18 protein-coding genes and 1 pseudogene are annotated in these 20,585 nt (G+C 60.1%); 5 read left to right on the top strand and 14 right to left on the bottom strand.

From position 1 onward, the window contains the following. The first annotated feature begins 10 nt into the window (after positions 1-10). On the top strand, positions 11-238 hold the full coding sequence (locus A9D60_RS25435) for an N-(5'-phosphoribosyl)anthranilate isomerase (protein ID WP_083194116.1): 228 nt from the start codon (positions 11-13) through the stop codon (positions 236-238). A gap of 48 nt (positions 239-286) precedes the next feature. Here the strand turns inward: A9D60_RS25435 and A9D60_RS06825 are convergent, their stop codons facing one another. From A9D60_RS06825 to A9D60_RS06835, 3 genes are all read right to left on the bottom strand, one after another. Next, positions 287-1,642 (bottom strand): cytochrome P450, encoded by a 1,356-nt coding sequence (locus A9D60_RS06825; RefSeq protein WP_065266885.1) that lies wholly within the window; start codon positions 1,640-1,642, stop codon positions 287-289. After that, the gene (locus A9D60_RS06830; RefSeq protein ID WP_065266900.1) at positions 1,639-2,859 is read right to left on the bottom strand and encodes a hypothetical protein; all 1,221 of its coding nucleotides are present in this window, start codon (positions 2,857-2,859) and stop codon (positions 1,639-1,641) included. The genes A9D60_RS06825 and A9D60_RS06830 overlap by 4 nt, the downstream gene beginning before the upstream one ends. Before the next feature lie 138 nt (positions 2,860-2,997). Beyond that, positions 2,998-3,750 (bottom strand): cytochrome c biogenesis CcdA family protein, encoded by a 753-nt coding sequence (locus A9D60_RS06835; RefSeq protein ID WP_039178387.1) that lies wholly within the window; start codon positions 3,748-3,750, stop codon positions 2,998-3,000. A gap of 94 nt (positions 3,751-3,844) precedes the next feature. Between A9D60_RS06835 and A9D60_RS06840 the strand changes: the two genes are divergently transcribed. Next, positions 3,845-4,078 carry a sulfurtransferase TusA family protein gene (locus tag A9D60_RS06840; protein WP_065266886.1) on the top strand — a complete coding sequence of 78 codons (234 nt, stop codon included), beginning with the start codon at positions 3,845-3,847 and terminating at the stop codon, positions 4,076-4,078. Between the two features lie 163 nt (positions 4,079-4,241). Here the strand turns inward: A9D60_RS06840 and A9D60_RS06845 are convergent, their stop codons facing one another. The 6 genes from A9D60_RS06845 to purC form a co-directional block, all read right to left on the bottom strand. Further along, positions 4,242-7,232: an Rne/Rng family ribonuclease gene (locus A9D60_RS06845; protein ID WP_065266887.1), complete on the bottom strand. Its 2,991-nt coding sequence runs from the start codon at positions 7,230-7,232 to the stop codon at positions 4,242-4,244. Positions 7,233-7,820: 588 nt separating this feature from the next. Next, complete coding sequence (locus tag A9D60_RS06850) at positions 7,821-9,158, bottom strand: sigma-54-dependent transcriptional regulator (RefSeq protein WP_039178395.1); 1,338 nt, start codon at positions 9,156-9,158, stop codon at positions 7,821-7,823. Positions 9,159-9,188: 30 nt separating this feature from the next. Further along, complete coding sequence (locus A9D60_RS06855) at positions 9,189-10,961, bottom strand: ATP-binding protein (RefSeq protein WP_065266888.1); 1,773 nt, start codon at positions 10,959-10,961, stop codon at positions 9,189-9,191. Between the two features lie 36 nt (positions 10,962-10,997). After that, complete coding sequence (gene purQ / locus A9D60_RS06860) at positions 10,998-11,666, bottom strand: phosphoribosylformylglycinamidine synthase subunit PurQ (RefSeq protein WP_039178401.1); 669 nt, start codon at positions 11,664-11,666, stop codon at positions 10,998-11,000. Beyond that, positions 11,666-11,896, bottom strand: a complete 231-nt coding sequence (purS, locus tag A9D60_RS06865; protein ID WP_019297460.1) for a phosphoribosylformylglycinamidine synthase subunit PurS — start codon at positions 11,894-11,896, stop codon at positions 11,666-11,668. The genes purQ and purS overlap by 1 nt, the downstream gene beginning before the upstream one ends. A gap of 101 nt (positions 11,897-11,997) precedes the next feature. Next, a complete protein-coding gene (gene purC / locus A9D60_RS06870; protein WP_019297459.1) occupies positions 11,998-12,759 on the bottom strand; it encodes a phosphoribosylaminoimidazolesuccinocarboxamide synthase in 762 nt (253 codons plus the stop codon). A gap of 274 nt (positions 12,760-13,033) precedes the next feature. Between purC and A9D60_RS06875 the strand changes: the two genes are divergently transcribed. Continuing rightward, entirely contained in the window at positions 13,034-13,351 is a 318-nt protein-coding gene (locus A9D60_RS06875) for a DUF1476 domain-containing protein (protein ID WP_065266889.1), read from the top strand. 260 nt (positions 13,352-13,611) lie between these two features. Continuing rightward, complete coding sequence (gene bmt, locus A9D60_RS06880) at positions 13,612-14,634, top strand: betaine--homocysteine S-methyltransferase (protein ID WP_065266890.1); 1,023 nt, start codon at positions 13,612-13,614, stop codon at positions 14,632-14,634. Positions 14,635-14,709: 75 nt separating this feature from the next. Here the strand turns inward: bmt and A9D60_RS06885 are convergent, their stop codons facing one another. Beyond that, positions 14,710-14,988 carry an acylphosphatase gene (locus A9D60_RS06885; protein ID WP_065266891.1) on the bottom strand — a complete coding sequence of 93 codons (279 nt, stop codon included), beginning with the start codon at positions 14,986-14,988 and terminating at the stop codon, positions 14,710-14,712. Positions 14,989-15,059: 71 nt separating this feature from the next. After that, positions 15,060-15,899, bottom strand: a pseudogene (locus A9D60_RS06890) (PA0069 family radical SAM protein); the annotation flags it as partial. A 667-nt stretch (positions 15,900-16,566) separates the two neighbouring features. Between A9D60_RS06890 and A9D60_RS27340 the strand changes: the two are divergent. Further along, the gene (locus A9D60_RS27340; protein ID WP_368072341.1) at positions 16,567-17,028 is read left to right on the top strand and encodes a transposase; all 462 of its coding nucleotides are present in this window, start codon (positions 16,567-16,569) and stop codon (positions 17,026-17,028) included. Positions 17,029-17,421: 393 nt separating this feature from the next. Here the strand turns inward: A9D60_RS27340 and A9D60_RS06895 are convergent, their stop codons facing one another. From A9D60_RS06895 to A9D60_RS06910, 3 genes are all read right to left on the bottom strand, one after another. Beyond that, positions 17,422-18,993, bottom strand: a complete 1,572-nt coding sequence (locus tag A9D60_RS06895) for a hypothetical protein (protein ID WP_217492040.1) — start codon at positions 18,991-18,993, stop codon at positions 17,422-17,424. A gap of 195 nt (positions 18,994-19,188) precedes the next feature. Then, a partial coding sequence (locus tag A9D60_RS06900; protein ID WP_141117859.1) for a hypothetical protein occupies positions 19,189-19,872 on the bottom strand: 684 nt, incomplete at its 5' end. Positions 19,873-20,373: 501 nt separating this feature from the next. Next, a partial coding sequence (locus tag A9D60_RS06910) for a transposase (protein WP_141117855.1) occupies positions 20,374-20,585 on the bottom strand: 212 nt, incomplete at its 5' end.

Below are 20,585 nucleotides of genomic sequence, written 5' to 3' on the forward strand. Positions count from 1 at the left end.
CAGTGGCTGCATGACGATGCCCGCTCCTCTTTCAGCAGATGCTTGGCTGCAGCAGCTCTTTCAGTCCCAAGCTGCTGCAAAGGGAGGTGTGGTCCGCCGCCAGAAACGTGACATTGAACGGCTGCTTGGCTGGGACCGTTTCCGGTTCGAGTTGAAACGCCGCGGTTATCACGCCGTGGAGAATGCAGGCCAGGTTGTCATCTTCTGCAATCAGGATGCCTTGCGTCTCATTCAATGACGCAAATTTCTTCGAAGAAATTTGCCAAGAAAATTCGAATTTTCTTGGCTATCTTTTGATCAGCTGTAGCCAGATCCCGTTTTTCGACCGCACCGTCAGATGCGCCACGGGAACCGGCGCCTTGCCTGCCACCGGCTCAATCCGGAACCGGCGCAGGATCATTGACAGGATCAGCGGTCCCTCCACCATGGCGAACCCCGCCCCGGTGCAGACCCGGGAGCCTGCGGAAAACGGAATATAGGCGTCGCGCTGGCATTGCTTGCCGTTCTCCGTCCCCCAGCGGCCAGGATCAAAACCGTCCGGGTTCTCCCACAACCGCTCATGGCGGTGCAGGTGCCAGGGGCTCAGCACCATCTGCGCGCCCTTCGGAACGTCCCGGTTCCGGAAGCGCTCCGGACAGGCGGCCTCGCGCACCATCATCGGCACCGGCGGATAGAGCCGCAGGGTCTCGCGGAACACATCGCGGCTGATCTTCAGTTTAGTTACCGCGGCAAAGGCCTCATCCTCCAGCGCAGCCGCTTCCGCCGCCACTTTCTCCTGCCAGTCCGGGTTCAGCGCCATTAGATACAGCGCCCATGCCAGGGCAGAGGCGCTGGTTTCATGGCCGGCCAGAAAGAAGATCGCCACCTGATCCACCATCTCCGCCGTATCAAAAGTGCTGCCGGTTTCCGGGTCACGGGTCGTCATGATCTTGGTCGCCAGATCATCCGGCGCAGTGCCGGCCTCGATTGCCGCCATGCGCTCGGCCGTCAACTGCGCAATCAGCGCCCGTATCTCAGATGCGTTCCGGCGGGTGCCGCTGCGGAAGAACCGCGGCATCCAGCGCGGAAGCGGCACAAAGGTGGCCAGATTCAATAATGGCTGGCTGCGCTGGTAGTCGCGAAAGCGGGCAAAGACCTGTCCGGCCACCTCATGTTCGATCGGGATCGAGAACAGCGTCCGGAAAATCACGTCCGCTGCCGCGTGCGAGGTTTGCTCCTCAATCTCCACTGGCCCCTGCCGCTCTTCAAGGCGCTCCACAGCGGCCTCCGCCGCAGACCGCATTGCAGGAAAAGTGTCCTTCAGCCTGCCCCCCTCAAAGGCCGGATCAATGATCCGCCGCTGCCGCTTCCAGGCCTCGCCATTGGTCAGGAACACCGAATTGCCGAGCAAGGGTTTCAACCCCTCGGCGATGCGGTCCGATTTTGGAAAATCATCCGGACGCTCCTTCAGCATAAGCTTTACAAGATCCGGCTGGTTTACAAGGTAGGAACGAAAGAACGGCGTCCGGAACTCCGCCATCCAGGCCCGGTAGAGCTTGGCGGGCTGCGCCGAGAGGATGTCCTGGCGGAACAGTTTCGCATAGCGCCACAGCGACACCCGGTCAGGCCGAGCAGATGGTTTTGGAGGCTTCACTTGGGTCATTCAGCGGCAACCGACGTGAATTTGGAAACCGGAACATCTATGCGTGACCGCGAAGGTTTGCGGTTCTTGTAGCGTTCCGCCAGCGTCAGCGGCCCGGCGGTGATGCGGAAGTAGTCGTAGTCGCCCGGGCGGTCGAACGCGCAGAGATACTGAAAATGCAGCCGGAAGAACCGCCAGCGCAGCTGTTGCCAGCGTTCCGGGCTGAGTGTCTGGGTGAAAGCAGCGGAGAACACCAGCGGCCAGCGCTTGTTCTCGGGCGCGACGCCGCTGACGGCCACCGGATCACAAAGGGCAAAGGCACAGCCGTCACCCGGCGCCGTGACATCCACCCAGGCGAGCTCCTCACGCTGGCATAGGTATTTCAGATCGGCCCGCAGCCTCCGCGCCCGCGGCAGGAAGGAAACCATCGGCACGACCTGTCCCAATGTCAGAAAGCCCAGGGCCGGCCGTTCCGGCGGCACCCCTTCCCGGATCAGATCAGCAAGCACCGACACCCCCAGATGCGCGCCTGAAGAATGGCCGACAACCAGCACCTCCTCCAGCCCCTTATCCTGCAAGGCTTCTGCGATCAGAGCACGGAACTGGCCCATCCGGGCCTCCATCTCTGGCTCGATTGCACCACGGGTGGCAGCAGCATGCGCGTAGTCATGCATCAGGTAATAGGCAAAAAACTTGCCATCTCGCCTCTTGAACCAGCGCAACAGCGCATAGCCTGCGCCAAGTCCAAGGTTCCAGCCCAACAGAGTGGTCAGCGGGCCGCCAAGGCTCAGCAGTCCGGCAAGAATCCCAAACGCGCGAGCCACACCCCACGCCAGCAGCAGCGCCAGCAGCGCCTGCAACAGAAGCATCCCAACAGGGTAAAGCGCCGCGATCACCGGTCCCTTGCGCAACCGCATCAGCCGCCGCAACGCGCCGGTGGAAATATAGATCCAGGCGGTCCGCACCAATTGCCAGTAGGTGCCCGGTATCGTGGCATCCATGCTACCGCGCACGATGTCGGACCAGACCAGCACCTCAACGTCCGCCTCAGCCCGCTGCCCGTCCATCTCCGCGGCAACATGCCAGCCATATGGACCCTTGGTCTGTTTTGGAGCCAGTGTCAGGCTGTAACCGGAAATCTGCGCCTGCGCGGCACCTTCCTTGCGGTAGAGCTCCCGGTAGCGGCGCGGGTGAATCGGATCGTAGCCGGGGATGTAGAACACCCGCCGTCTGCGCACCTGCTGAGGATTGGAACCGCTTTGATCCACGCTGACCTGCTCTGCCTCTCTGCGGGCAGACTAACAGCGCAATCCGGCAAGAGTAAGGCCCGGAGGGTTCAAGAAAAGGGGCCCGCAGGCCCCTCGCATTGCTTGGTCTCAGCCCAGTGTTGCCAGTGCTGGGAAAGTTTCCAGCAGCCACCAGGAGAAGGTGGTGAACAAGCCGGTGACCAGCATGATGCCGACAAACAGCAGCAGACCCCCCATCACTTTTTCGATCAGCCCCATGTGGCGCTTCATCTTGTTCATCAGCGTCATCGACCGGTTAAGGAACATCGCTGCCAGCAGGAAGGGCACGCCCAGCCCCGCAGCATAAACTCCCAGCAGGATGGTGCCGCGGCTGACAGAGGCCTCCGATGCCGCCAGCGACAGGATCGCCCCCAGTTGCGGGCCGATGCAGGGCGTCCAGCCAAAGGCAAAGGCCAGACCCAGCACATAGGCGCCAAGAGCCGAACCACCCGACTCGCCTGCCTCCATCCGCGCCTCGCGGTCCAGCAGGGGGATACGGAATACCGACAGGAAATGCAGGCCGAAGATGATCACGACCACGCCTGAAACTTGGGCGAAAAGCTCCTGATTTTTCAGCACAAATGCGCCAAAAGCTGAGGCGGTGAAACCGAGCAGCAAAAACACCGTGGACAGCCCGAGAACAAAAAACAGCGCGGCGATGATTGCCTTGCGGCGCGCGGCGACAGTGCCCTGCATTTCGCCGATGGTGACACCGCTCATATAGGCCAGGTAAGGCGGCACAATCGGCAGCACGCAGGGCGACAGGAAACTGATCACGCCGCCCAGCAGCGCCACCAGCATGGCAGGGAGCAGCCCTGCGTCGATGATCTCGATTCCAAACATGTTCCAACACTTATGCCAGCCGCGGACCAACGTCACGGGGACGGCTGGTCACATCCTTGTGGACAGCATGAAACATCCCGCTTATCTGCACACCATGACCGAGATCAAAGAGACCGTTGACGCAATCGGGCTGCTTTGCCCCCTGCCCGTCCTGAAGGCCCGCAAGCGGCTGAAATCGCTGCAGCCCGGCCAGATTCTGGAACTGCTGGCGGATGATCCGGCAGCGGTGATCGACGTGCCGCATTTCTGCAATGAGGCCGGCCATGAATTTCTTGGCTACAGCGCCGGGCCAGAGCATCAGATCTACTTGATCCGCAAGACTAGCTAACCGCAAACAGAGCCTGCATCATGCCGCGAGGCAACCGGTATTCGGGCTGACTTCTGGCTCGGAATACGGCTGCGGCAAGCGAGGCCTTCTGTTTTAGCAGACAGACCACGCGCAAAAAAAGGCAGGCCGATCGGCCTGCCTTCTCCAAAATCGCTTGTCAGCCTCAGCTGCCCATCGACCACCAGCCGCGGCGCTTGGGCTTCGGCGGGGATGCCGGTTCCGGTTCTGCCTCGGCACCGGCCATCGCAGGCTCCGGCTGTTTCTCCTCCTGCACAGGTGCAGGTTCGGCAGGTGCGGCCTCTTCCGAGACAGGCTGCTCAGCAGCGGGCTCTGATTCTGCATCTGGCTCTGCAGCAGCACTTTCCTCTGCAGCTTCTTCAGCGCTCACCGCAGGGGCTTCTTCAGGTTCTGCAGACTCGACCTCTTGCGCAGCGGCCTCTTCCTGCGCAGTGGTGGCTGCTTCGGTGTCTGCCGTGGCTTCTTCAGCCTCGGATACCGGCTCTGCCACAGGTTCTGCGGCCTCAGCCTCCGGCGCATCAGCTGCATCGGCAGCCGCCGCAACTGCGGCAGGTTCCTCAGGCGTTTCAACCGGAGCCGCTTCTTCGGCTGCAGCCTCTTCACCATCAGCAGCTTCCGCCTCCACAGGCTTAGCCTTCGGCTTGCGCGAGCGGGTCCGGGTGCGGGTGCGTTTCTTTTCCTTCACCTCTTCCGCCGGGGCTTCTTCGCCTTCAGCAGCAGCCTCAGACGCCTCTGCGGCCTCTTCCTTGGGCTGCTCCTGATCCTCGGATGCCTCATCGCCGGTCTCGCCATTCTGAGACTGCTCGCCATTGCCGCCCTTCCGGCGGCGGCGGCGGCGGCGCTTGCGCTTGGGCTTGTCGTCCTGAGATGAGTCTTCTGGCACTTCCGCTTCAGCCGCAGCAGCACTCTCTTCCTCGTCCTGCTTGGTCTCTTCCGCGTCCACCTGATCCATGATCGAAGTATCCACAGAAACCACAGGCGCAGTTGCCGCCGGAACGGTACGCGACGCGGTCTTGAACTTCTCAAGCACAAAGTCCGGGCTGACCAGATGCGCGTCGCCTTCGATGCGCACGGACAAGCCGTAGCGCGCCTCGATCTGGGCGATGTGCTCGCGCTTCTGGTTCATCAGGAAGTTGGCGATGGAGACCGGGCAGCGAACCAGCACTTCGCGGGAACGGCGGCGGGTGCCCTCTTCCTCGATCTGGCGCAGGATCGACAGCGCCATCGAATCGTCGGAGCGGATCAGGCCGGTGCCGTGGCAATGCGGGCACGGCGCGGTGGTCGCCTCGATCATGCCGGGACGCAGGCGCTGGCGCGACATTTCCATCAGGCCGAAGCCGGAGATGCGGCCCACCTGAATGCGGGCACGGTCGGTCTTCAGCTTGTCCTTCATGCGCTTTTCGACGGCGGCGTTGTTCTTGCGCTCGTCCATGTCGATGAAGTCGATGACGATCAGGCCGGCAAGGTCGCGCAGGCGCAGCTGGCGCGCCACCTCTTCGGCGGCCTCCAGGTTGGTCTTGAGCGCGGTTTCCTCGATCGAGCCTTCCTTGGTGGCACGGCCGGAGTTCACGTCGATCGCCACCAGCGCCTCGGTCACGCCGATCACGATGTAGCCGCCGGATTTCAGCTGCACTGTCGGGTTGAACATGCCCGCCAGATAGCTTTCCACCTGGAAGCGCGCAAACAGCGGCAGCCCGTCCTGGTAGTGCTTCACGTTCTTGGCGTGGGACGGCATGATCATCTTCATGAAGTCCTTGGCGATGCGGTAGCCGCGGTCGCCCTCCACTAGAACCTCGTCGATCTCGCGGCTGTAGAGGTCGCGGATCGAACGTTTGATCAGGTCGCCCTCTTCATAGATCTTGGCCGGCGCGATGGATTTCAGCGTCAGCTCGCGGATCTGCTCCCACAGGCGCTGCAAGTATTCATAGTCGCGCTTGATTTCGGACTTGGTGCGCTTGGCACCAGCGGTGCGCACGATAAGGCCCGCGCCGGTCGGCACGTCCAGTTCGGTAGCGATGTCTTTCAGTTTCTTGCGATCAGCTGCATTGGTGATCTTGCGGGAGATGCCGCCGCCGCGGGCGGTGTTGGGCATCAGCACGCAATAGCGGCCGGCCAGCGACAGGTAGGTGGTCAGCGCTGCGCCTTTGTTGCCGCGCTCTTCCTTGACGACCTGCACCAACAACACCTGGCGGACCTTGATCACTTCCTGGATCTTGTAGCGGCGCGGACGCGGTTTGCGCGGCGGACGGATGTCCTCGCTGTCGTCCTCGTCGGCAACCGACTCGATGCTCTCGTCCTTGGAGGTGGCATCAGCGCGGCTGGTTTCGCCGTCGTCGTCGCCCTCCTCGTCGCTGTCGGCAGCGCCGTCTTCAGTCTGTTCGCCGTCAACCGCAGCCGCTTCATCCGCGGATGCAGTTCCGGCCTCAGCTTCGGAGCCGCTCTCGTCGCTTGCCTCAGCTGAGGCGTCTTCAGCCGGAACTTCTTCAGCAGCTTCGGCCGCTGCGGTAGCAGGCTCTTCAGCTTCCGCTGCAGGCGCGGCCTCAGCGGCTTCACCTTCTTCAGGCTCTTCAACCGGGGTTTCGGCGACACGCTCCATCGGCGAGGAACCTTCCGGAACCTCAGCCAGTTCTGCCGGAACGTCCGCAGCCTCGCTGCTGTCGGTCAGGTCAATGGTTTCCATGCCGGCGATTTCGCCAGCCGCAGTCTCAGAAGCCTCGACCTCCTTTGTTTCCACGGCATCCTTGGACGACGCCTTGGCTGCCTTGGCAGAAGACTTGGAACGGCGCGAGCGCTTGGGCTTGGCCGGTTTCTCTTCCTCGTCTTCGTCGCGGGCGCGCATCGCCTCGGCATAGGCGCGCTCTTCCTCCATCAGGGCCTCACGGTCCGCGACGGGGATCTGGTAGTAATCCGGGTGGATCTCGGAAAACGCCAGGAAACCATGGCGGTTTCCGCCATAGTCCACAAAAGCCGCCTGCAGGGACGGTTCGACGCGGGTTACTTTTGCGAGGTAGATGTTGCCAGCAAGCTGGCGTTTGTTTTCGGATTCAAAGTCAAATTCCTCAACCTTGTTTCCATCGACCACCACAACGCGGGTTTCTTCCGCGTGGGTGGCGTCAATAAGCATCTTCTTTGCCATGGGTCCTTGGTGCACCTGCCCTGTGCGCCCGCAAGCCTCCTGCTTCCAGGCGGCCGCGCACGTTTCGGGTGGTGTCTTGTCAGGGCGATGTTAGACGGCGCGGTGCAGCAGGTGGTCCCGGGGTCAATGCCCGGCCTTCCTGCCTCAGTGCTCTTCGCTCTCGCGCGCGTCATCGCGGTTCTTCTCCGGCAGTCGGGGTATGCCCGTGCCTGCCTTGTTATCCCTGCACCGGCTTAAATCCCGGCTTGGGCGCTAAACTGCCCCCTTTATTCAAGAGGGCCAATCGGTCTGGCTGCAGCTTTCTCGGATCATGCCGGACAAAAGCCGAAGCCAGCGAATCTCATCAGAACGGGCGGAACCACTTGCCGGTTTCCGGCCCGTTGCGCCAGCATAAGGCCTGTGGATAGGTAATGACAATGGACATTCGTCACCACGGGGCCTGAAAATGCAAACGGCCTGCCCGTATCAGGCAAGCCGTTAATTTCAGGTTAGTTTTCCTGCAGAGACGCGGAGTTCGGCACGAATTCCGCTTCGCAAAATACAGGTTTTCCGGACCGTTTGGCGCGCCAGGAAACAGTTACCGCCGGTTCAAGCCAAGTAGTCGGACCGTTGCAGGCCGTATTTCGCCATTTTCTCGTTCAGGGTCCGCCGCGGCAGGCACAGCTCGTCCATCACGCTGGCAATTGAGCCCTTGTGGCGGCGCATGGTATTATCAATCAGCATCCGCTCAAACGCTTCCACATACTCTTTCAGAGGCTTGCCCTCGGTGGTCATCACCGGTTGCATTTCCTCGTGATCAGACATCAAGAGCGATGCGATAGTGCCGGATCCCCGGCGCGACTGCAGCACTGCACGTTCGGCAATATTGATCAGCTGGCGCACATTACCCGGCCAGGGCGCTTGCAGCAGCTGCGCGGCCTCCTGCGCACTCACCTGCGGCGCGTCGCAGCCGTATTCCTCGGAGAATTGCTCCGAGAGGCGGGTGAACAGGGTCAGGATATCCTCGCCGCGCTGGCGCAGCGGCGGCACGGTGATGCGCAGGGCTGCCAGACGGTAGAACAGATCCGGGCGCAGCGCGTCTTCACACGTCTTGCCTGCTTCCTGCAGGTTAGAGATCGCAACAATCCGGGTTTCCGCCGGGGTGCCCTGCTCGTTGATCACGCTCAGCAGCTTGGCCTGCAGGGTTTCCGACAGCGCGTCGATGTCCTCCAGCACCAAGGTGCCGCCGCGGGCCTCCTCAATGGCGGGCAGCATGCTGTCCTCGGGCAGCATCGGCCCGAACAAACGCTTGGCCAGCGCCTCTTCTTCCAATGCGGCACAGGAGATCAGCACGAATTTCTTGCCCGCCCGGCTGCCAACAGCGTGCAAGGCATGGGCCACCAGCGTCTTGCCGGTGCCGGTTTCGCCGTCGATCAGCACATGACCGTCAGCCTGGCCAAGATCCAGGATGTCTTCGCGCAGGCGCTCCATCACCGGGCTTTGACCGATCAGCTTCTTCATGATCTGGCCGCCATCCGACAGTTCGCGCCGCAGCACGCGGTTGTCCAGTGTCAGGCGGCGGGCGCCGGTCGCGCGTTTGGCAAGCTCGGACATGCGGTCCGGGTTAAAGGGCTTTTCCAAGAAGTCGAAGGCACCGACGCGCATAGCCTCCACCGCCATAGGCACGTCGCCGTGGCCGGTGATCATGATCACCGGCAGCGCGCTGTCGCTGCCCATCAGCTTCTTCAGGAACTGCATGCCGTCCATGCCCGGCATCTTGATGTCGGAAATCACGATGCCCGGGTAGTCCGGACCCAGAACCTTCAGAGCCTCTTCGGCGCTGGAGAAGGTCTCCGTGTCATAGCCAGACAGCGCCAGCCACTGGCTGATCGACTGCCGCATATCCTGTTCGTCGTCCACGATCGCGATTTTCATAGCCTGGGCCATGCGCGTTCACTCCTAATCACTCCGGGCCGCCTACTCGGCAGCTTCGATACCGTCCACCAGGACCGGCAATTGCATTTCAAAGACCGCCCCGCCGTTCTGCCCGTTGCGGGCGGTCAGCCGTCCCCCGAGGTCGTTGACGATCCCCGAGGAGATGGCAAGCCCCAATCCAACCCCGTCGCCGGGCTGCTTGGTGGTGTAAAAAGGCTCAAACAAGTTGTCGAAGTCCTTGATACCCATCCCGTTGTCGCGCACCGACAGGGTTGCTGTCTCACCCGCAGCCAGCAGGATTTCCACCTCAGGGTCCGCCACGGATTTGGTGGCGTCCAGCGCATTGCGCAAGAGGTTGACCATCACCTGCTCCAGCCGCATCCGGTCGCCCATTACCATAACAGGTTCTTCCGGCAGGATGCGGGTTATTTTCACATGCCGCTGACGCAGCTGCGGCTCCATCATTGACAGGCTGGAGGCCAGCGCATCACCCAAGTTTACAGGGCTGAATGCGTCACCGCCCTTGCGCGCATAGGACTTGAGCTGGCGGGTGATTGCGCCCATCCGTTCGATCAAGTCATCAATGCGGCCAAAGGAGGCCAGCGCCTCGTCCGGACGGTTCCGGTTCAACAGCAGCCGCGCACCGGCCAGATAAGTTTTCATCGCCGCCAGCGGCTGGTTCAGCTCGTGACTGACGGCGGCCGACATCTCGCCGAGGGCGGCCAGCTTCGAGCTTTGCGCCAGGCTTTGTTCCGCTACGGCGAGGGTCTTTTGCATGCGTTCACGCTCGGCGATTTCCCGCTGAAGGCGAGCATTCAATACGCGAAGCTCTGCCGACTCGCGCTGGAACAGCGCCATGCGCAACGCGGTCTTGCGGCTGAGCGCATAGAAGGCCAGCGCCAGAAGGATGGCGAATCCCATGATTTCCAGCGCCAGTACCGCATTTACCCGTTCGCGGACGGATGAATAGGTGGTGAAAGTGGCCATGCGCCATCCCTGGAACGGGACCCGGGTTTCCAGCCGCATCACGGCTTCGCCCTGCAGGTAGGCATCCGGCGGCAGCGCCGTCCAGTCGGTGGTGGCGCGGATCGCCCGCTGGATCGCCCCTTCGGGTGTTTGCAGGGTCAGGGCGTCGGCCTCCTGCAACCCGCGCCACCGCGCCTCTGTTGCCAGGATGATATTGCCGGTGCTGTCGGTGACCAGAACCGCATCCGAGATCCCGGCCCAGGCGCGTTCGAACTTCTGCAGGTCGACCTCAACCACAATCGCCCCCAGCACCCCCGTCGCGTCGATCACACGGCGGGAATAGGTGAACCGGTACCCGCCCACTTCCCTTGGGATGACTGAAAACACCGTCGACTTTGCCCGCACCGCATCGACGAAATAGGCGGCGTTGCGGTGGCTCTCCCCCAGCCGGTTGCGGTCGGTCGCCGCCACCGTCCGCCCGTCCTGCGCCAGCAGCATGATCGAAGCGGCACCGATTTCATCAACAAAGGAAATCAGCCGCTGGGTGGACAAGGAGAAGTCGCTGGACTGAAGGGCTGAGATCAGCGTCTGGTCGCGGGCCAGCAGCTGCGGCACGATGGCGTGCTGGCGCAGCTCGCTCAGCAGGTTGCCGGAGTACAGCGCCAGCCGCAATTCCGCGCGGTTACGGGTGCTTTCGGTGAATCTGTGAGTCAGCGCCCGGTTGGTGGTCCAGACCGTGACCGCAGCCACAGCCATGAACAAAACAAGCGCCAGCCGCGCCCGCCACGAAATCGTGCGGGATCCGGACTTGGACTTGCCCTGGGTCATAGTAGAGCGCGGAGCGGTCATAAAGACACCCTATGACCGCCGCCGCATATCCTCAAGTCACGCAGCGGTGACCATCCCCGCCAATGCGCGGAAGACTGCCGCACCGTCGGTGCCGCCATGGCCCTCGTCCGCAGCCCGCTCCGGATGCGGCATCATACCGAGAACACGGCGGTTTTCCGACAGGATGCCGGCAATATCCGCTACCGACCCATTCGGATTTTCTTCGTATGTAAAGGCCACGCGATCCTGGTCCTGCAGCGCCTTCACGGTCTCCGCATCGGCAAAGTAATTGCCGTCGTGGTGGGCAATCGGCACGCCGATCACATCACCTGCATTATAGCCCTGGGTAAAGACGCTTTCGGAGGTCGCTACCTTCAGGTTCACGGTGCGGCAGATATACTTCAGACCTGCATTGCGCAGCAGTGCGCCCGGCAGCACGCCGGTTTCGGTCAGGATCTGGAAGCCATTGCAGACGCCAATCGCATAACCGCCGCGGTCCGCATGCTCGATCACGGCCTTGCAGATCGGGGACTGGGCTGCGATTGCGCCGCAGCGCAGGTAATCGCCATAGGAGAACCCGCCCGGCACGCCGACGATGTCCACGCCCTCGGGCAGCGTGCTGTCCTTGTGCCAGACCATCGACACGTCGAAACCGGCCTGCTCAAACGCTACCGCCAGATCGCGATCGCAGTTCGAGCCCGGGAAAACAACAACCGCCGCCTTCATCAGGCCATCTCGATGCTGTAGGATTCGATCACGGTGTTGGCCAGCAGCTTCTCGCACATTGCGGTCACGTCTGCCTCGGTGGCGCCCTCTGCCAGATCTAGGTCAATCACCTTGCCCTGGCGCACGCCTTCGACCTTGTCAAAGCCCAGAGCGCCAAGCGCGTGGCGCACGGCCTCGCCCTGCGGATCCAGAACCCCGTTCTTCAGCATCACATGCACCCGTGCCTTCATCGCATTATCCCTCAGGTTTTCGATGGCGAAGCCCTGCCGGGCTTCATCTTTCCAAAAATACTCAAAGACCCGCGGCGCGGCAGGCGCTGCGGGTCCCTATTTCAGTTCACCAGCGTCGGCTTACCCGGCGCAGGCGGATTGTTCGGCATCACGCCCAAGCGGCGTGCGACCTCAGAATAAGCATCCGTCAGGCTGCCCAGGTCGCGGCGGAACACGTCCTTGTCCAGCTTCTGCCCGGTCTTGATGTCCCACAGGCGGCAGCTGTCGGGGCTGATCTCATCCGCGATCACCAGGCGCTGGAAGTCGCCCTCGTAGATCCGGCCGATCTCGATCTTGAAGTCGACCAGGCGGATGCCGACGGCCAGGAACACGCCGGACAGGAAATCATTCACACGCAGCGCCAGGCTCAGGATGTCGTCCATGTCCTGCTGGCTGGCCCAGCCGAAGGCGGCGATGTGCTCCTCGGTGACCAGCGGGTCGCCCAGGGCGTCGTCCTTGTAGCAGTATTCCACCACCGGGCGCGGCAGCTGGGTGCCCTCGTCGATGCCCAGGCGCTTGGAGATCGAGCCGGCCGCGTAGTTGCGCACGATCACTTCCAGCGGAATGATCTCACAGCTGCGCACCAGCTGTTCGCGCATATTCAGGCGCTTGAGGAAATGGGTCGGCACGCCGATCTGCGCCAGCCCCAGCATGAAGAATTCGCTCAGGATGTTGTTCAGGACACCCTTGCCCTCGATCACGTCGTGTTTCTCGGCGTTGAAGGCGGTGGCGTCATCCTTGAAGTACTGCACGATGGTGCCGGGCTCGGGGCCCTCATACAAAGTCTTGGCCTTGCCTTCGTAAATCTTCTTGCGACGCGCCATTGGGAACCTTTCGGGTCAATGCCGGGAATCCGGCCCTGCGATGTGCCGCTCTCATAGTGCAAGGGGGCTTCAGCCGCAAGCGTGCTGCAGTGCCAGGGTGAATGCCACCCCCGCCAGGAGCCGCAACGTCTGGTGCCCGGAGGATGGACCGCACCCCGCCGCTCCGCTTGCACTGCTGTACAAGGGTTTAACCGGACACAATTTTTTCTTGCCCTAAGCTGCTATCATGCTCCTATCATATATTGGGGTGCAACAGGTTTAATGAGGACGCGATATGACGACATTTGACGAGCGCGAGCAGGCCTTTGAAGCGAAGTTCGCGCATGATGAGGAGATGCAGTTCAACGCGCAGGCCCGCTGCAACAAGCTGCTGGGTCTGTGGGCTGCCGGCCTCCTGGGGCTCGGCGGCAAGGACGCCGAAGCCTTTGCAGGTGAAATTGTAGCGGCGGATCTGGAAGAAGCCGGCCACGAGGATGTTGTTCGCAAACTGGAAGGCGAGCTGCAGGGAAAAGCCTCCGCCGATGAGATCAGGGCGAAACGTGCAGAACTGCTGCCGCAAGCCAAGGACCAGATCCTGAGCGAGACCGGCTGAGGCCCAACGGCTTCCAGCGGCGCACCGCCTTTACCTATTATTTGCTGCTGTTGCAGAAATCTACTCTGGATACAGTGGATCTTGCACGGCTTCGCGCCGCATTCCTCTCCGGGCTGCCAGCTTTGCGGCAGCCGGGCAGCGCTCTCATAATGAAGATGAGGAAAATGAAATTGCCGTTCCACGCTTGGCGTGAGACAGGGGAAACAGACCTATTTGCCGCCCGGTCCGCCGGGGCGGCCTGATGATACGGAACAGAACCGATGACCAATACCTTCAAACACCTGCTGGAAACCAGGGACGTGCTGCTGGCGGATGGCGCGACCGGCACCAATCTCTTTGCCATGGGCCTGCAATCCGGCGATGCGCCGGAACTGTGGAACGTTGATGAGCCCAAAAAGATCCTGGCGCTGTACCAGGGGTCGGTGGATGCCGGCAGCGACCTGTTTCTGACCAACAGCTTTGGCGGCACAGCCGCGCGCCTGAAACTACACGACGCGCAGGGCCGTGTGCGCGAATTGAACCGGGTCGCTGCAGAGCTGGGCCGCGAAGTTGCCGACAAGGCGGAACGCAAGATCGCCGTTGCCGGCTCCGTTGGGCCGACCGGCGAGATCTTCGAGCCGGTCGGCGAGATGTCCCACGCCCTTGCGGTTGAGATGTTCCACGAACAGGCCGATGCCCTGAAGGAGGGCGGCGCCGATGTGCTGTGGCTGGAAACCATTTCCGCCCCCGAAGAATTCCGCGCCGCAGCTGAGGCCTTCAAGCTGGCGGACATGCCCTGGTGCGGCACCATGAGCTTTGACACTGCAGGCCGCACCATGATGGGGGTGACCTCCTCAGACCTGGCGCAGTTGGTGGAAGAGTTTGAAAACGCGCCGCTGGCTTTTGGCGCCAATTGCGGCACCGGCGCTTCCGACATCCTGCGCACTGTGCTGGGCTTTGCCGCGCAAGGCACTGAACGCCCGATTATTTCCAAGGGCAATGCCGGCATTCCGAAATATGTCGACGGCCACATCCACTATGACGGCACCCCGGAGCTGATGGGTGAATATGCGGTGATGGCCCGCGATGCAGGTGCCAAGATCGTCGGCGGCTGCTGCGGCACCATGCCCGATCACCTCCGCTCCATGCGCGATGCGCTGGACAGCCGCCCGCGCGGCGACGCGCCGGCGCTGGAGAAAATCGTCGAGGTGCTGGGCCCCTTCACTTCTGACAGCGACGGCACCGGCGAAGATGCGAACGCCGGCGGTGAGCGCCGCGGCCGCCGCGGCCGCCGCCGCGCCTGACCGCAAGCAGGCACAGACAGAACGATTGGCGCCGCGTCTTCACACGCGGCGCTGCCTATTCCCCTCCGGCTCAGCTTATCCGGTGATACGAAAACCGCTGATCCCAGGGTCCGGATCGGTTCTTTCCGTCAGAACGTCCTTGACCGAGGCCGCCCCGGGGCCGCGGCCCATTCTGCGCACCATATCCGCAACGCTGGCTGCAGGTCCTATCAGCAAGGCCCGAACCGAGCCGTCCGGTTCATTGCGGACCCAGCCTGACAGCCCGTGACGCAAAGCCTCCGCCCGCGCCCAGGTGCGGAAAGCCACGCCCTGCACGCGCCCTGTGACACGCGCCGTCACAGCTACAGGAGCCATGGGACACCTTCCTTTCCGTCATGAAGGGTTCCAGAATAGCACAAAACGCTGCCCGGCTGGTCAAGAAAGGGTCAGAAAAGCGCCAGCTGATCACCCGGCTGCGGAGGCCGCGCGAACAGGTCGCAACGTAGTGCCTCCGTCCGCTCCTGCAGCCCCAGCCGCTTGCAAGCCGCCTTGAACCGCTGCGCGGTCATCTCGGCGTAGCGCCCCTCGCCCCGCATCCGGTGACCCCAGCGCGGGTCATAATCGCGCCCGCCGTGCATTTCCCGCAGCCGCGCCATCACCTTGGCGGCGCGGCCCGGTTCGTGTTCTGCCAGCCATTCCTGCCACAGTTCCGACACCTCCCGCGGCAGACGCAGCATGATCCAGCTGGCCGCATCCGCGCCCGCCTCTGCCCCGGCCGCCAGCAGCGCCTCCAGCTCATGATCCGTCAGCCCCGGCACCACCGGCGATGTCATCACCCGCACCGGCACGCCGGCCTCTGTCAGACGCCGGATGGCGGCCAGCCGACGGGCGGGCAGCGGCGCCCGCGGCTCCATCCGCCGGGAAAGGTCCGGGTCCAGCGTGGTAACGGAAATACCCACCCTTACCAGCCCCTTCGCCGCCATTGGCGCCAGGATATCCAGGTCCCGCTCTACCATGGCGCCTTTGGTCACAATTGCCACCGGGTGGTTGAAGTCGCTCAGCACCTCCAGGCAGGCGCGTGAAATACGCAGATCCCGCTCGCAGGGCTGGTAGGGATCCGTGTTGGTGCCAAGCGCAATCGCGGCCGCCTTGTAGCGCGGCGCTGACAGCTCCTTGCGCAGCACCTCGGCGGCATTGGGCCGTGCAATCAGCCGGGTCTCAAAATCCATCCCTGGCGACAGCCCCAGATAGGCATGAGTGGGTCGCGCAAAACAGTAGATACAGCCCCCCTAAATACACACTGAACTTTGTTCATATTGGACCTTTACCTTTATTTTCTATTACTTACCGGCTGCAACTTCATTCAATGTTTGTGTTCACAAGGTGACCTCCACAGTAAAAGCACAACCATCTAAAGTACGCGCCTTTTAGGAACGAATGCCGCTAACGCGGCATGCAATGAGGGGTGACCTACGGCCCTTTTGATGGAGAGCGGTCACCCCTCATTGTGGAAAAAAACTGGCTGCTTCCAAGGGTATCCAAACTCGCGCTTGCCCCCTTTTCGAGTGCGACAGTGCGCAGAAGTGATTTCAAGGAAGCACTAAACGCGGCACCTGCGAGAAAAACCCTGCAGATGTAAGAGTAATTCACGCATGCTTGGGATTTGCGTTCGCAAATGCTATTGCAGCGGCATAGCCTTTAGGCTGCATTGCTTGGGCATCACGTCGGGTTACAAACGCCCCTGTAGACGGCGGCAATCAACCCGGTGAGGACAAGACCACTTCCTTTCGACCTTCTTTTCTTCCACAAGAAGGGCGGGAAGCGGACTTTCGCTGCGTCCGCGATGGTTCCTTTGTGGAAGTGAAAAGCGGACGTTTAAAACGTCAACGCAACGCGCACTGCCTCTGCCCGGAATTCCGGGCGTGGTTTCGATGCCATCGATGTCTCTCCTTTGTGGCAAAACACCAAGTCAAAGGAGCGGAACAAAGCCGCGACAGGTCCACTTCGGGGGCAAAATTGCACACCTGTTCACACATAGCCGGGTATCTGCAGGATTGGTTGAAGAAGGTCGGCATCCAGCCGATACAAATCTACCCCGGGAGCCCTTGGGAGAGCGGATACAACGAAAGATTCAACGGAACGCTAAGACGAGAAGTCCTGAATGCCGAGTGGTTCCACAGCACCAGGCAGGCTCAGGGCGCCATCAATTTGTGGCTCAGGCAGTACAATCGGGTCAGACCTCATCACGCATTAAACATGCGCCCACCAGTACCTGAAACCTTCTTAGAGAAAACTCAAATCACTGGTACTGAAACTGGGGGCTGGACAGTCGGGGTCAATCAATGCAGCCGCGGCGTGACAAATAGGCCAAAATATGATAATGGTTTGTATGGAAACTTTCTACAATACGGATAATAAAGGCGACATTACAATGAGAATTCTGATTTCGTGTATGCTTTTTGTGGTTTCTACGTTTTCGGTGGCAAATGCGGAAGACTTGATGGCTCGGCTAACCTTAGATGTTGGGAATGAACTACGGCAAGAACTCCCACAGTCGAAGGGCGACATACAACTTGCCTATGAGTCGTCGCCATATACGTCTTCTGCAACCGAAGGGATCAAAAGTGACTCAGGCTGCAAATGCACCGTTGGGAAGGTTGTGGACGCAGGAAATTGCCTGTGTTGCTTGTCCGATTTGAGCTACAATCCAGCTGTGGGCTGTTACAGCTGTTTCGAAGGCGGTTCCTTGGTATTCAAAAATGGCCGATACATCTGTTCTGACGAATGAGCTAACTTCGAGCAACTCGACTACTCGATCAGGCTGGGGTCTGTTTCGCTACAACGCCACAGGCTCTCAAAGCCGTTGAATTTGTGGCTTACGTTTTCGGCCCCTAAGTTGATCATGCCGCTAACGAAATTACTTGCGGACACGGTTGAACTCGACCTTATTTTGGATTCATCACAATAGAGGGTAACTGACGACTTCTGCCAGATGCTATTACACTCTCTGGGCATCGCATTTTCGAGGGCGGGGAGTCTAGGAAGTAACGGCTGATATTGAATCCAAGCCTCAAATTTGACCACTGATCTTGACTTACCTTCAACTACCTCGTCCTCAACGTTCAAATCATCGGGAAATTCTACATACTCGCTTCCATCGATGACCGGGCCAAATTCTATGCTTATGTCTTCAAGGCTCACTGTAGAAATGTTGTCTCCATCACATTCTCCTTCAATTTTGAAGCTTGCCAGGGACATGAATTCCCCAGCTTCGACGGTATCGGGAGATTGTGAGAATTCGCTATCGATTGATTGGGCAAATGCCAACAGAAGGAACCTATTGGTGTTACCAACAAATCCCAAACGATTATCGCTTTCAATTGAAACTGATAGAGAGCCAAGCGTAGAATCTGACAGAATTTGCTCGATGAACGTTGCTTGATGTAGGGTAGACTCAAAATCTGTTAGATGAGCCACACGATCTCGGCGAGCATTGAATATGAATTCATTATCCGGCCTGTACTGATAGACGTGCTTATTCAAGGTGGGAACCCAAGTTTCGAACCCATGCGGCACCATCACAATCCTTGGATGCTCAACTTCAATGCCCAGCACTTCGGTTACAATTCGCACGTCATCGAGAAGCTGAAAGCCTTGGAGTTGCCGACTCGTTTCTACATACGTGGCCACGATAGCCCCGTTTGACTCCTGCTCCCATTTTCCATCCCGCCTTTGCACAAAAAAGTCTTCTTCGTTTTCTGTAGAACGCAGTATGACTTCTTCGTAGTTTTCAAAGGTAAGCCGAACCTGCCGAGGATCGTGGTTGGTGTTCCCAGAGCCAAATATCCCATCAAATATCCCATTTGGTTTACTTAGGTTCCAACCGACTGAAAGTTCACACTCTCTTGAATGCAAGCTGACCGCTAGGATACCACCCTGAGGCGGTGAGATTGAACCGATCCAATCTTTCACACTTGAATTGAGCTGAGCATTGCCTTCCTCATCGAGGCTCGGCTTTAGGCGAAGAGTGAATGATCTGGTGATGGGCTCAGTTATGTCGAACCTTAGAACCCCATTCGCCTCGGAAACGTCGGCTTTGTAGACCCCATTGGGAACAGACGACACCGAACCGTTCCGAAACTCGAGGCCGTTGGCCCGAAAAACTCCATTAACTGCCAACTCAATTTTTGGGCAGGAAGAATCTGGGGCGCTTCTCAAGATGGTCACATCTGGAAGTTCCTCTGCATGCAACGCTTGCGCCAGTTGGCATGTAAAAAGCACCGCTAGAAGCTTCGTAGTGCGCCGAAGAAGAGACATAATTTTTCCCCCATGTCGCAAAGCATGGATATTGAATGACGGAATTGGCCGAATGCTGTTCATCGCAGATACTATAGCTCCATTGCATACAGATCGCGAACTTCTTCAGTGCCCGTCCGTTGAACCCGCCTTGTTGCGCTTGCAGCGAATGTCTCCTCTGAGGGGCTGCACCGCGGCGACGGTGACTATGGTTGAACGGCCGTTTTGGGCCGGATCAAACGCAATCAGCCTTGGATCTTCGGAGCAGTGAAATACACGTCACTGAACGGACATCGGTCGCAGCATGTCATCGGTGTCAAGGTTAAGTGCGCTGCGCCAGAGCGGGCTTTTAAACACATGACACACCTGCTTGTCAGGGCCGTCTTCGCGGGTCTCGAGTAGCAACCCCGCCCATCCGAGCGGTCGCAGCACGCAAGATGAGAACGCGGCCATCTCTCGCCACTCCGCGGTGTGCCAATCTTGTGGCTCACCATAGAAGGCTTCGAACAAAGCAGCCTCGGTCGTTCCCTGATCAGCCTCTACGTTTATCACGTTCATCCAAACGTCCCATTCTCCTATGGGGCGGTCGTCGAAGCGCGCATAGGCAGCGTGATCGATCCGGAACACAAAGTATGGGATCAGCTTGGAAAACAAGCGGCCAGGGGCTTGTGCCAGTTGTGTACCACTCTTGGTCAGCCGAAATTCTCCCTTGATGTGACGTCCCAGGCGCAGGGAGATCAGCAGGAAATGCAAAACCTCGAGCGGGGGAAACTCATACTCATTGATCACCTTGTTGTAGCGGAACATCTCTTCTGCACTTCTCCCCGGCCAGTCGAAATGCTCGACGGCCCAATGGACGAAGACGCGCTTGAAGGCCTTGGTTTTGGTCAAACCGATTGATCCGTGCTTCTGCGCATATTGCAGAGTAAGCAGAGCGCCCCGAAGCAGCGGAGAATGCGCGAGNGTGACGTCCCAGGCGCAGGGAGATCAGCAGGAAATGCAAAACCTCGAGCGGGGGAAACTCATACTCATTGATCACCTTGTTGTAGCGGAACATCTCTTCTGCACTTCTCCCCGGCCAGTCGAAATGCTCGACGGCCCAATGGACGAAGACGCGCTTGAAGGCCTTGGTTTTGGTCAAACCGATTGATCCGTGCTTCTGCGCATATTGCAGAGTAAGCAGAGCGCCCCGAAGCAGCGGAGAATGCGCGAGGTCGGGATGGTCATCGGCGAGAGTGCGGAATTCGATCATGCCAGGATGCTGCCACAGTCCGCGCTGTAGTGCCATGATGTCCGCACAGGGTGAATTTGGCGTAATCAGAATTTCGCGCCTGCAGCGAATGGCCAGTATGACAGGCCGCGCGGCAACATACGGCTTAATGCTGAATGGTGGTTGTGGGCCGTCGTTGCCTGATAGATGGTACTAACGAGACTGTGCGGAATTTTGTGCCCCGGCGCCATTTCTTACGCCAATGGGAAGCGTTCCTCGAACATGATGGCGAGCTGGCTTTTCACCGCATGCCATTCGCGCACTGACCGCTTCCACTCCGCTGAGGTAGCATTCAGCGCCAGATAGATCAACTTGGCCGCCGCCTCATCGCTGGGGAAATGGCCGCGGGTTCGGACCGCGCGGCGGATTTTCGAGTTCAGCGCTTCAATGGCATTGGTCGTGTAAA

This window comes from Leisingera sp. JC1 (genome assembly GCF_001679925.1).
In the GTDB taxonomy this organism is placed as follows: Bacteria; Pseudomonadota; Alphaproteobacteria; order Rhodobacterales; family Rhodobacteraceae; genus Leisingera.

What these genes read in the sequence shown, in the direction of transcription:
- A9D60_RS25435 (WP_083194116.1), top strand. Translation starts at nt 11, where the DNA reads ATGACGATGCCCGCTCCTCTTTCAGCAGATGCTTGGCTGCAGCAGCTC.
- A9D60_RS06825 (WP_065266885.1), bottom strand. Translation starts at nt 1,642, where the DNA reads ATGACCCAAGTGAAGCCTCCAAAACCATCTGCTCGGCCTGACCGGGTG.
- A9D60_RS06835 (WP_039178387.1), bottom strand. Translation starts at nt 3,750, where the DNA reads ATGTTTGGAATCGAGATCATCGACGCAGGGCTGCTCCCTGCCATGCTG.
- A9D60_RS06840 (WP_065266886.1), top strand. Translation starts at nt 3,845, where the DNA reads ATGACCGAGATCAAAGAGACCGTTGACGCAATCGGGCTGCTTTGCCCC.
- A9D60_RS06845 (WP_065266887.1), bottom strand. Translation starts at nt 7,232, where the DNA reads ATGGCAAAGAAGATGCTTATTGACGCCACCCACGCGGAAGAAACCCGC.
- A9D60_RS06850 (WP_039178395.1), bottom strand. Translation starts at nt 9,158, where the DNA reads ATGGCCCAGGCTATGAAAATCGCGATCGTGGACGACGAACAGGATATG.
- A9D60_RS06855 (WP_065266888.1), bottom strand. Translation starts at nt 10,961, where the DNA reads ATGACCGCTCCGCGCTCTACTATGACCCAGGGCAAGTCCAAGTCCGGA.
- purQ (WP_039178401.1), bottom strand. Translation starts at nt 11,666, where the DNA reads ATGAAGGCGGCGGTTGTTGTTTTCCCGGGCTCGAACTGCGATCGCGAT.
- purS (WP_019297460.1), bottom strand. Translation starts at nt 11,896, where the DNA reads ATGAAGGCACGGGTGCATGTGATGCTGAAGAACGGGGTTCTGGATCCG.
- purC (WP_019297459.1), bottom strand. Translation starts at nt 12,759, where the DNA reads ATGGCGCGTCGCAAGAAGATTTACGAAGGCAAGGCCAAGACTTTGTAT.
- A9D60_RS06875 (WP_065266889.1), top strand. Translation starts at nt 13,034, where the DNA reads ATGACGACATTTGACGAGCGCGAGCAGGCCTTTGAAGCGAAGTTCGCG.
- bmt (WP_065266890.1), top strand. Translation starts at nt 13,612, where the DNA reads ATGACCAATACCTTCAAACACCTGCTGGAAACCAGGGACGTGCTGCTG.
- A9D60_RS06885 (WP_065266891.1), bottom strand. Translation starts at nt 14,988, where the DNA reads ATGGCTCCTGTAGCTGTGACGGCGCGTGTCACAGGGCGCGTGCAGGGC.
- A9D60_RS06895 (WP_217492040.1), bottom strand. Translation starts at nt 18,993, where the DNA reads ATGAACAGCATTCGGCCAATTCCGTCATTCAATATCCATGCTTTGCGA.